At 49.6% G+C, this 11,900-nt stretch carries 9 protein-coding genes; 4 read left to right on the plus strand and 5 right to left on the minus strand.

Translation table 11 applies throughout. From position 1 onward, the window contains the following. Positions 1-2,349, plus strand: coding sequence for an ABC transporter permease (locus L6442_RS12975; RefSeq protein ID WP_212977267.1), 2,349 nt, complete (start codon positions 1-3; stop codon positions 2,347-2,349). A gap of 22 nt (positions 2,350-2,371) precedes the next feature. On the opposite strand, the gene L6442_RS12980 is transcribed toward L6442_RS12975, so the two are convergent. After that, positions 2,372-3,313, minus strand: coding sequence for a helix-turn-helix transcriptional regulator (locus L6442_RS12980; protein WP_212977268.1), 942 nt, complete (start codon positions 3,311-3,313; stop codon positions 2,372-2,374). Positions 3,314-3,418: 105 nt separating this feature from the next. On the opposite strand from L6442_RS12980, the gene L6442_RS12985 reads away from it, so the two are divergent. Further along, positions 3,419-5,698 (plus strand): ATP-binding cassette domain-containing protein, encoded by a 2,280-nt coding sequence (locus L6442_RS12985; RefSeq protein WP_212977269.1) that lies wholly within the window; start codon positions 3,419-3,421, stop codon positions 5,696-5,698. Between the two features lie 534 nt (positions 5,699-6,232). On the opposite strand, the gene L6442_RS12990 is transcribed toward L6442_RS12985, so the two are convergent. The 4 genes from L6442_RS12990 to L6442_RS13005 are packed head-to-tail and all read right to left on the minus strand — an operon-like array spanning position 6,233 to position 9,845. Beyond that, positions 6,233-7,129 carry a metal ABC transporter permease gene (locus tag L6442_RS12990; RefSeq protein ID WP_194232071.1) on the minus strand — a complete coding sequence of 299 codons (897 nt, stop codon included), beginning with the start codon at positions 7,127-7,129 and terminating at the stop codon, positions 6,233-6,235. Next, positions 7,126-8,061: a metal ABC transporter permease gene (locus L6442_RS12995; protein ID WP_373871789.1), complete on the minus strand. Its 936-nt coding sequence runs from the start codon at positions 8,059-8,061 to the stop codon at positions 7,126-7,128. Before L6442_RS12995 ends, L6442_RS12990 begins: the two co-directional genes overlap by 4 nt. A 5-nt stretch (positions 8,062-8,066) precedes the next feature. Next, a complete protein-coding gene (locus tag L6442_RS13000; RefSeq protein ID WP_194232069.1) occupies positions 8,067-8,831 on the minus strand; it encodes a metal ABC transporter ATP-binding protein in 765 nt (254 codons plus the stop codon). Positions 8,832-8,873: 42 nt separating this feature from the next. Then, on the minus strand, positions 8,874-9,845 hold the full coding sequence (locus L6442_RS13005; protein ID WP_212977270.1) for a metal ABC transporter solute-binding protein, Zn/Mn family: 972 nt from the start codon (positions 9,843-9,845) through the stop codon (positions 8,874-8,876). Positions 9,846-10,387: 542 nt separating this feature from the next. Between L6442_RS13005 and L6442_RS13010 the strand changes: the two genes are divergently transcribed. Together L6442_RS13010 and L6442_RS13015 are read left to right on the plus strand one after the other, a co-directional pair. Beyond that, positions 10,388-11,035: a helix-turn-helix transcriptional regulator gene (locus L6442_RS13010; RefSeq protein WP_212977271.1), complete on the plus strand. Its 648-nt coding sequence runs from the start codon at positions 10,388-10,390 to the stop codon at positions 11,033-11,035. Further along, the gene (locus L6442_RS13015; protein ID WP_212977272.1) at positions 11,032-11,808 is read left to right on the plus strand and encodes a J domain-containing protein; all 777 of its coding nucleotides are present in this window, start codon (positions 11,032-11,034) and stop codon (positions 11,806-11,808) included. The genes L6442_RS13010 and L6442_RS13015 overlap by 4 nt, the downstream gene beginning before the upstream one ends. The last annotated feature ends 92 nt before the right edge of the window (positions 11,809-11,900 follow it).

Consider the following 11,900-nt stretch of genomic DNA (forward strand, 5'->3'; position numbering starts at 1 on the left):
ATGAACCTGTTTAACCTTGCTATGGCCAACATCAAAAAAGCAAAAGGCGCGGCCGCATCGCTGTTTACTCTCATCTTGGCTGCGGTGCTGCTGCTTAATGTCGGCATCACGATCATTTCATCCATGGGCGGCTTTTATGGGCAAAAAGTGAAGGAGCTGCATGGAGCCCATGTAAATATCGCAATGACGCGCGCGAGCTTAAAACAGTCCTATGTGGATTTTATTCAAAATTACGACGGAGTTCAGCAAGCCGAAACGGAGCAAATTATTTTGATGCCCAGAACGGCGGTCCGGTTCGATAAAAAGGTGAAAAACGATTTTAGCTTGCGCACCGCGCTGTTGAATGCGGATTCTCCTCGCAGCATTGCACCGCTAAAGCTGATTCGGGAGTCGGCTTCTTATGAAAAAGGAGGCATTTACGTTCCTTATTCGCTGCATGCTAGCGGGGGATATCAAATTGGGGATTCTTTTTCGCTGACCTATAAGAATAAGCATTATGATTACCGGATCGCCGGATTTTTCGAGTCAACGATGATGGGCAAGCCTAATCTTGCCATGATCGCTTTTTATTTGCCGGATTCATCCTTCCGCCAGCTGCAAATTGAACTGGGGCCCGAAGCCGATGGGATTCTGATCTCCGCCGTGTTTGCGGACAACAAGCATCCGGACACGCTGCTCCGGGATTATCACAAGCAGTTTCCGGAATCCAATGAGTCCATAGACCCCGGCTTTTGGAGCGCGGATATTGCGCAAGCCCAGCATTCAACGCTGACCATTCACATCGTTGCAATGATTTTGGTTGCTTTCGCGGCGGTGATCGTGTTGGTTTCCATGATTGTCATCAAATTCAGGATTTCGGGCAGCATCGAAGACGGCATGGTGAATATTGGCGTACTCCAAGCGGTTGGATATACGAGCTCGCAAATCCTCATCTCCATCGTTTTGCAATTTATGTTGATTGCCGCTGCCGCGAGTATTATGGGTGTGGCTATTTCTTATGCCGTCATCCCGGCGTTTGGCGGAATCATTACGAAGTTGACCGGTCTGCTGTGGCCCGGAGGCGCCCATATCGGGTCTGATACATCCAGCGCTTTCGTGATCCTGTTCTTGGTGCTTATCGTGTCGCTGCTCTCATCCGTCCGTATCCGAAGTCTTCATCCGGTGGCTGCGCTTCGGGGCGGAATGAACAACCATAACTTTAAACGGAACCACTTTCCGCTGGACAAAACCAAAGGCGGTCTTCAGTTTGTGCTGGCCTGCAAAAATATCGCCGTCGGCTTAAGGCAGAACCTGATGATCGCTGCGATTGTGGCAGCTATCGCGTTTGCCGCGGTCTTTTCGGTGATACTTTATTACAATATTGCTGATGATAAAACGCCATTCTTGCGGATGATTGGGACAGAGACGCCCAATGTCGGGATTGAGGTTCAACCTGGCCAAGACAGCGGGCAACTGCTTATGCAATTGAAACGGATGCCGGGCGTGAAGAAAGCCATCATTTTGGACTACATCACCACGTCGATTGAGGGGCGTCTGGTCATGACGGATTTCTCCGATGATTACGGCCAAGTGGATAATCCTACGGTCTATCAAGGCCGTTACCCGAAATATGACAATGAAATTGTCATTTCCGGAGGATTGGCAAGAAGTCTCGGAAAAAATATCGGGGATACGATCCAAGTTCACTTGGGCAAAAGTACGGAACCTTATCTGATTACCGGACTGAACCAATCGTTGAATTCCTGGAGCAACGGAGCCTCTTTAACGATAGCCGGCGTTCAGCGGCTGGCGCCGGGACATCAAGGCATGTCGATTAACGTCTATTTGGACGGCATTGAAAATGAATTCTTTATGAGTGGCGTCAAAGCGAAATACGGCAGTATGATCCAATCGGCGACGAACACCGATCAACTGACAAAAAATCAAACCCGGGTATACATTTCCGCCGTCTTTTCCGTGATGGTTGCCATTCTCACGATTACCGTGCTTGTTGTCGTATTGATCCTTTATCTCGTAATTACCGCCGCATTGCTCAAGCGCAAAAGGGAGCTGGGAATACTCAAAGCGATCGGATACACGACATTCCAGTTAAGGAGTCAAATTGCCCTAAGCTTTGTACCCGTCGTAATCGTGGGGGTTCTTATCGGCGGTGTGCTGGGAGGCATATGTACCAATTCCATTCTTAAAATGCTGCTATCCGGTGCAGGCATATACAATGTACAGCTTATAATTCCCGTTCCACTAATCCTGTTACTTAGCCTATCGATCATTCTATTAGCCTATTTTGCATCGATGATGGTGTCAGGCAGAATCAAGCGAATCGCCGCGTATGGATTGATATCGGAATGAACGGCTGTTTTTTCGGTTGGAATTATTGATAATGGTTTAGCAGCGATTGCGCATGGCTCCGGATTCGATCAACCATTTCCTGAGGTTCTAGCACCCTCGCTTCTTTCCCCAATTGGGAGAAAAAGGCAGCGGTAAACGCAATTTCATTGCGGTCGATGACCGTATCGATGATGCCTGCGATCCCGTTTTCACGCTCCTTGTCAAGCAATACAGGATTGTACCACGGTTTGCTCTGGCACTCGCGAACACCCTCTCGAGTCAGTTCGACCAACAGACGAACAGGTGAGGTAATCGTGTAACTTTGCAGCCATTCCATAAGTCCGGCCTCCACCTCGTAGGTTTCCTCCGTAACGGTCAACGAAAGAATGCGGTCAATCCGGAAAAGCCTGATCTTGCGTTTTTCCATATCAAAAGCGGGCATATACCATAATCCATCATTGGCATAAACGCCGATCGGCACGGCATCCCTTGTCTTATTGCCCGATTTGGACCGGTATTCCATGCTGATGATGCGGCTTTCCGCGGCTGCTTCGATCAGTTCTTTTAAATAGGGAGCGCTTACGCCTCTTTTGGGGTTCCAGAAGGATAGCACCGTTTTCAGCTGACCGATTTTCTGTTTGGCATCTTCCGGCAGCGTGGCGAGCAATTTTCTTGAAGCGGATTCGATATCGGCATCAAAAGGCAGGGATTCATAAAATGCAAGGGAACGAAAAGCGAAGAAAATGGACAGCGCTTCGTTTTCATCGAATAACACCGGCGGCAGCACTCTGTTTTTGAGCGTGCGGTATCCGCCATTTCGGCCTTGCTCTGTATAAATGGGCACTCCCAATTCACTGATTTCCATTAAATAACGATGCGCGGTGCGGACAGAAACCCGAAACTCATTGGCTACATCTTGGGCCGTAAAATCCCGTTTTGAATTGACGTACATGATGAGGTCAAACAACAGTTTGGTTTTGGACATAAACTCCTCCAGCCTTAAATTTGTTTAAACTAGACAAGAATTGTCATGTTAAAAGTATATGCTATTCCTTGGAGGCGGTCAAAAGACCCGAAAGGAGTGCAGCATATGAATCCGGAGAATACGGGCGTAAGCAATAAGATCAAGGTGATTGGAGCACGGGAAAAAAATCTGAAAAGCATTAGCGTAGATATTCCTAAAAAACAAATAACGGTATTTGCCGGCGTCTCGGGCTCCGGGAAGTCGGCGCTCGTATTTGATACGCTTGCGGCGGAATCGCAGCGTCAATTAAATGAAACGTATTCGAGCTTTATCCGTCATCGTCTTCCCCATTACGGGCAGCCGAACGCGGACGCGATTATAAATCTTCCGGTCGCGATTGTCATCAACCAGAAACGGATTGGCGGGAATTCAAGGTCGACCGTCGGCACCATTACGGATATTTATTCCTTGCTTCGGCTGCTGTTTTCCCGAATCGGGCGGCCTTACGTAGGCGAAGCTGAGGCTTTTTCCTTTAATAATCCGCATGGAATGTGCCCGAAATGCGAAGGGCTTGGCATCGTGAAGGAAATCGATACGGAGCGGCTGCTCGACCGTGACAAATCCTTGAACGAGGGAGCCATCCTCTTTCCGACCTTCAGGCCGGGCGATTTTCGTTGGAAACGGTATGTATGCACGGGACTGTTCGACAATGATAAAAAGCTGAAAGATTACACGGAAGAGGAATGGGACACGCTGCTGTACAAATCAGGTTTCAAACCTCCGCATCCGACGGCGGGATGGCCAAAAACATCATTATATGAAGGGGTGATCCCGCGGATCATGCGCAGTTTTTTGAGCAAAGATTCCCGGGATGCCGAGCTGTACAAAGACGCGATCGACCATGTGGCGAAGAAAGGCATGTGCCCGGAATGCCAAGGCGCGAGGCTGAATCCGCAAGTGCTGTCATGCCGGATCAACGGCAAAAACATCGCCGAGTGCACCGATTTGCAGGTGAGCTCACTGATCGACTTTATGCATACGGTTAAGGAGCCGGTAGCGGCGACGATTGTGGAAGCTATTACGCTCCGCCTGCAGCAGATGCTGTCCATCGGCCTAGGATATTTGACTTTAAGCCGGGAAACTTCGACACTGTCTGGCGGCGAATCGCAGAGAATCAAAATGGTGAGGCAGCTCGGGAGCAGCTTAAGCGACTTGGTGTATATTTTCGATGAGCCAAGCATCGGCCTGCATCCGCATGACGTGAATAAAATCAACACGCTTCTCAAGCGATTAAGGGATAAGGGAAATACCGTTGTGATCGTAGAACATGACCCGGATGTCATCGGCATCGCCGACCATGTGATCGAGATGGGGCCAAAAGCCGGTGCCGAAGGCGGGAATGTGGTGTATGCAGGCGATTTGAAAGGTTTGATGGCTGCGGACACCTTAACGGGAAAATTTTTAAGCCAAAAACCAACATTAGAAAAAGAACCGAGACATCCTGCCGGCTGGTTATCGATCCAGAATGCTTCCAAGCATAATTTAAAAAACGTTTCTGTCGATATCCCCATCGGCGTCATGACGGTTGTGACCGGAGTGGCAGGGTCGGGGAAAAGCACGCTGGTGAATCAGGTACTCCCGAAATATATCCCGGATGCGGTTTATATGGACCAGGAGGCCGTTCATGCTTCCAGCCGGTCGAATATTGCGACTTTTACCGGTATGTTTGATCCGATCCGGAATTTGTTTGCCGCACATAATCAAGCGGAGATATCCTTGTTCAGCTTTAATTCGCAAGGCGCATGCCCTGAATGCAAGGGAACAGGTACGGTATCGACCGATTTGGCTTTTATGGATTCCATTGAAACCGTGTGCGATGCGTGCGGGGGACGCAGATTTAAAAAAGAGGTTTTACGTTATATTTTGCGCGGTAAAAATATCAGCGAAGTGTTGGGGATGACGGTAGAAGAGGCCAGCCGCTTTTTTGTGGAAAAGGATATTTTGCAGACTCTGGGGCGTTTGCAGGATGCGGGAGTAGGTTATTTATCGCTGGGTCAACCATTAAGCACATTGTCGGGAGGAGAACTGCAGCGGGTAAAGCTGGCCAAGGAGATGGAGCATCGGAGGGATGTTTATGTTCTGGACGAGCCGACGACAGGCCTGCATATGTCGGATATCCGGCAGCTGCTCGCAACAATGAATCGTTTGGTTGATCAAGGCCGCACGGTTGTGGTCATCGAACATAATCTGGATTGGATCGCCCATGCGGATTGGATCATTGATTTGGGACCCGGAGCGGGACAAGACGGGGGAGAGATTGTCTTTACAGGCAAACCTCGAGATATCGTTAATTGCGAAAGGTCGCTGACGGGAAGATATTTGAAGCAGTATTTGCGGCAGAGGTAAAAGGGGATTGGAGGCAGGTAAGGGCTGCCTATAATTCAAATTTGTAAGGGACGTTGGGGCCGAGTCGAATAGGGCCTGACGGTCACCGCCATATATGATTCTAACGGACACAGCGGACGCTATCGAGGATAATTTCGACCATTATGATTTCTAACGGACACAGACGCCGCTAATTAGTCAAAAAGTCCCTTTGGGGCGGTGTTTTGGTGCAATTAAGCGCCGTGGTGTCCGTTAAAATTAAAAAATGACTGTTTTTAGCCTCTTAGCGGCTGTGGTGTCCGTTAGAAATCCACATGACCTCACGGTCACCACCAATGATGAAAATGTTATGATTTTTGTCGCAAAAACGCAAAAGCACATTCGTATAAATTTTTAAAGGCTTGATTTTGCCTAAATAACGATCGGATGTTTCGTTAGCCCCTGAAAGATTTTTGGGTCGAGCAAAAATCTAAAATCATAGCTGCCGGGAAAGTCCCGGCAGCCCTAAGGGCGCCCGGTTCGGGCGCTCTTCATATAAGACTTGCAAATCTAACATCATGCCGCAGCTGCATCCGCTTGTTTTTGAATCATTTTTCTCTGCTTTAATTTGCGCACGATGACGCCATGCGTTGGTGAGAACAGCAGCGCAATCAGGAAAAGGATGCCGGCAACGCTGATCATGCTGCCTGCGATTGAAGCATCCAGAACGCTTGCGACATAATATCCGATGACGGAGCTCGCGCAGCCGATCAGCACGCTGTACACGATCATGCGGCTCAGTTTTTCCGTCAGCAGATAAGCGGTAGCGGGCGGGACGACCAGCATGCCGACTACCAGAATCGCGCCGACGCTTTCAAAGGAAGCGACGGTGCTGACAGAAACGAGCCCCATCAGCAAATAGTGGAACAAGGCTACCGGGATGCCGACTGCCGCGGCCATGGCCGGGTCAAACGAACAAATTTTGAACTGCTTGTAAAAGAGCGCAATCACGGTGGCGCAAAGCAGGAACGCAAGTCCGACGCCCCAAACCGCTTTTGGACCGATATCGACGCCGCCGACATGGATGGTATTCCAAGGCACATAGGCGATTTCACCGTAAAGCACGCAGTCGAGGTCCAGGTCGATATGTCTTGTGTACATGCTGATCAGAACGACGCCGACTGCAAACAGGGCGGTAAAAACAACGCCGATCGACGCATCCGACTGAACCCCGCTTTGATGAAACAGCTGAATGAGGAAGACCGTAATCAGCCCGATCCCCGCCGCGCCCAGCAGCATAAACAAGGAATCCCTGGAGCCGCTAAGCAAAAACGCAATGACTATCCCCGGAAGGACGGCATGGCTGATCGCGTCGCCGATCATCGCCATTTTGCGCAGAACCAGGAAGCAGCCGACGATACTACAGGTACTTGCGACAAGCGCTCCGGTTAATATAATCCAAAATGTACTCATACGGCTTTTTCTCTCCTTTCCATTTGCGGCCCCGATTGCTCGCGGCGCATTTGATTTCGAACCGACGAGCGGAGCAGCAGCTTGGAAAGCACGCCCCGGCGCGGCGCGGCTATGACGGAGATGACAAAGATGCCGGTAGCGACGAGAACCGTTAACGGCCCCGTAGGCAAATTATTGCCGCTGGCGCTGATAAAGGTGCCGATCAGGCCGCTTAAAGCGCCAAACAAACCGGAGAGGACGACCATAAGGCCAAGTTTCTCCGTCCAGTACCTGGCGGATACGGCAGGCGTAATTAACAAGGCGGACATCAGCACGACGCCAACGGCCTGAATTCCGACCACGACCGCAACCACGATCAGGAACATGATCAGCTGGTCCATAAACGCGACGGGATAACCGATGCCGCGCGCGAAACCAGGGTCAAAGCTAAGCAGTTTGAATTCTTTAAACAGCAGGCTGCAGATGCTGACCAGCACGATGGAAATGACCGCCATAATCACGACATCGGAAAGCATCATCGAGGCGGCTTGACCAAACAGGAACTTGTCGAGACCGCTTTGGTTCCCGTTGCCGGAATGCTGGATTTGAGTCAGCAGCACGATGCCGAGCCCAAAAAATACAGTAAGGATGATAGCCAGAGCCGAATCCTGCTTGATTCGGGTATTGCGCGTTATATAGCCGATGCCGAAAGTAGCGATGACGCCTGCCACCGCTGCGCCGAGCAGGAACAGGAAAATGGATTTGGATCCGCTCAGCATAAAAGCGATGCAAACTCCGGGCAGGGCTGCATGGGATAAGGCATCGCCCATCAGCGATTGTTTGCGCAGGTAGGCGAAACTGCCGATGACGCCGCTGCTTAAGCCAAGGAGCATGGAGCCGAAGAGAATCCACTGCGCGTTCGGATCCAGCAATATATTCAACCAATCCATCATTCGCCTTACCTCCCGTTCACGATCATTGCCGATTTGCTTTCCCGGTCCAGCATCGTCAGTCTGCCGCCATAAGTTTCCTGCAGCTTTTGCGGCGTAAACGTCTGCTCGGTCGGGCCGAAATCGACGAGCTGCACGTTAAGCAGCATCACCCAATCGAAATATTCTTTGACCGTAGCCAAATCATGGTGGACAACCAGCACGGTTTTTCCTTGCGTCTTTAGTTCGTTCAGCAGCGTAATAATCGCTTTTTCGGTAGCGGCATCGACGCCGACAAACGGCTCATCCATGAAATACAATTTGGCGTCTTGCGCAAGCGCTCTTGCCAAGAAAATGCGCTGCTGCTGCCCGCCGGACAGCTGGCTGATTTGCCGATCCGCAAAATCGGCCATGCCCACTTTCGCCAGGCATTCCATTGCCAATCTTTTCTCGGCGGCGCCGGGGCGCTTGATCCAGCCCAAATGGCCGTATCTTCCCATCATCACGACATCCAGCGCATTGGTCGGGAAATCCCAATCGACGGATTCCCTTTGCGGGACATAGCCGACCAGCTTACGCTGTTCCGCATAAGGTTTACCGTAAATGGACACCTCTCCGTACAGACGGGGGATAAGCCCCAGCGCCGCTTTTATCAAAGTGGATTTCCCCGCTCCGTTCGGACCGACGATCCCGATCAGTTTTCCTTCCGGCACCTCAAATGAAACATCCCGCAGCACAGGTTTTTTTTGATACGCGACAGACATGTTGCTTATGGTTAATGGACTTGCATGCATATAAACATTCTCCTTTCGTTATTTCAGGATTTTGCAAAATCCTTATTTCAATGCTTCCACGATCGTTTTGACGTTATGGCGGATCATGCCGAGGTAGGTGCCTTCCGTTGTTCCTTCCTCACCCATGGCATCGGAGAACAATTCTCCGCCAATTACCAGTTCATGCCCCTTTTCCTTGGCTCCTTGAATCACGGCGTCAATCGCTTTGCGCGGAACACTGGATTCAATAAAAACGGCTTTGATTTTATGCTCGACCAGGTAATCACGCAAATCGGTAACATCCTTTGTGCCAGCCTCGGAAGCCGTGCTGATGCCCTGCAGCCCCATAACCTTGATGCCGTAAGCTTGACCGAAGTATCCGAAAGCGTCATGCGCCGTTACGAGCACGCGGCTTTGATCCGGAATAGTTTGGATCTGTTCGGCTACTTCCGCGTCAAGCTTCTCCAGTTCAGCCAAATAGGCGTCGGCATTTTTTTTGTAGTCCTCGGTATGCTCCGGATCATATTTAATGAGCGAGTCCCGGACGCATTCGGTTGCTTTCATCCAATGTTTGACGTTAAACCAGATATGCGGGTCATATTCGGTATCCATGCCGTTTTCGGCTCCGCTTCGCAGGATGGAATGGTCGACATAATCCGAAACGGCGACGGTCATTTTCTTTTTGGCCATTTTTTCGAAAATTTCAACCATTTTACCTTCCAGATGCAGCCCGTTGTAGAAAATCACATCGGCCTGATCCAGTTTCTCGATATCTCCCTGCGAGGCTTTGTACAAATGCGGGTCGACCCCGGCTTTCATGAGTCCCGTCACGGCAACATGCTCGCCGCCGACCTGGCCGACAATATCGGTAATCATGCCGATGGTGGTCGTGATTTTGATCTTTCCAGAATCCGCTTCGGCTTCCTTTTTGCCGCTGCCGCAGGCGGTGACCACAGCCAGGCAGGCGATTAAAAGAAATGTAAAGAGCAGCCTGTTTAAACCTGCGCTTCGTTTGAAATTTGGATTTTTGAACATGTGTTGATTCTCCTTCTCCATGATTTTTGTTTAGAATATTTCCGGTTAAATCCGCCGGATATTTACAAGTTGGTCATTGATCATGTTTCCTGAGGTAAAATATGTTTCCCTAAGTAAAAATAAACCGCGTGCCAAGGCGCCCCGAGTCCAACCGATGACCAAGCTTCAATCGATCGGACAAGGAGTTTACCGATTAGAGTGGCGGTATGTATGGCTTGGATCAATAATTTAAATCTTAGTTCGCGGATCCCCGGAAGCAAGCATAATGATCTCCTCCTTACGTAAAACATGATTTTAATACTCATTCTCAATGGAGAGTAAAAAAATTTTCCTATAGGCAAAACAATATTTGGTTGCTATTTTACATAATAATTTGGGGTCTTGCAATGAAAATTCGATATTTTTTAGCCGAATCGGGGATGATATATTTATACATACAAAAATGTTTACATAAGGAAAAACAATTGGATCTATACAATAAAATGATTATCATGTACACTTTGGGTGTCCGTTTCAAATGAATGACGGGAGGTATCTATAAGATGTTAACGAAGCCGATACGTCAATCGTCAACAAGACGCGAAATAGTATTATTGCTCAAAAAAAGCGGAGCGCTGACCGTCCAGGAAATGTCAGAACAATTAGGGATTACGGGGATGGCAGTCCGGAGGCATTTGCTTGCTCTGCAGAAGGAGCATTATATCCGAATTGCGCTTCAGCGCCGGAACGGGCGCAAACCGACTTCCGTTTATACTCTTTCGAATGCGGCGGAAGCGCTGTTTCCGGATCAATACGATGCACTGGCGCTGGAGTTGCTGGAGAGCCTTCGCGATGCGAAAGGCGATTTGTATATTGACATGTTGTTTGCGAAGAGAGCGGCAAAGCTTGCACAAAGATACGGCGAGTTATTGCAAGGGGACGATCTGGAAAAAAGGATACGAATATTAGCCCAAATTCAGGATTCCGAGGGGTATATGACTAAGCTGGAGATGCGCGGAAATGGGCAGTACATGCTTGAGGAAGCGAATTGTCCGGTTTTGCAGATTGCTGCCCATTATCCTCAGGTGTGCAGGTGCGAATTGGCATTGTTTTCCCGAGTGCTTGACGCCTATGTGGAACGTACGGAATGCATGGCGGAAGGGGGAACCAAATGCCGTTATCTCATTATGGAGAGGAGAAATCACCAGTGAATCACGGAGATGGCAGCGCATTTGAAAATCGTGGACCCGTTGTCGTGCAAGAAGGATATTTGATCGAAATCGTAAACGCGCTAACCAACTTGATACCGGGCTGGACACGTAAGCTGCAAAGCGGAAGCCTCAAGCTGCAAGCAGCCGTTCAGATCGGCAGCACACTCGACCGGGAGCGGCAGGAAGGTTTTCTGGAATTTGTAACCGACACGAATGTCCCGGACCTATATTGGGGCAAAATGATGCATGCTTTTGCGCTGGGGATGCCAGAATGGTCGATCCAACTTGTTCTAGGCATCTATAAGCTGGCCGGGAATACGAAAGCGGCGATTGTTATGTATAATGACCTTATGGATCAATACGAGATCCTGATGCGGCAGTTCGAATATGAATTTTTGGAAGGGGAACTTCCAACCGAAGACGATGAGTTGGAACTTGCTCTGCAAACCGTGGAAAACGGACTTCGGGAGCTCGGCCGCCAGGCCGGCCATGATAAAAAGCGTTATAACCGTTCTTACGGCGATAGCTCCTCGTCTTCATCGGATATCGGGCCCGGCCCGCGGGAAGCTTCTTTTCAAACCATCATTGGCGTGGACGAAAACGCATCCTGGGAGGAGATCCGCAAGCAGAGCAGGCGTTTGTTAAAAAAACTCCATCCAGACCGGGGCGGAAGCGCCTACTTGTTTCATTGGGTAAAAAAGGGGTATGATGCGGAAATTGCGAAAAACTCGAAGCTGGAGGCGTTTGACGAGAAAGGGGAGGGTAGATTTTAAAGTTGCTAAGCGAAGCATAGGAATTATCAGATTAAGTCACATATAATCCCGTCATGAGCACTTTTTCAGCCATCCAAATTCGTTCTTTCATC

This window comes from Paenibacillus azoreducens (genome assembly GCF_021654775.1).
Classification (GTDB): domain Bacteria; phylum Bacillota; class Bacilli; order Paenibacillales; family Paenibacillaceae; genus Paenibacillus_AQ; species Paenibacillus_AQ azoreducens.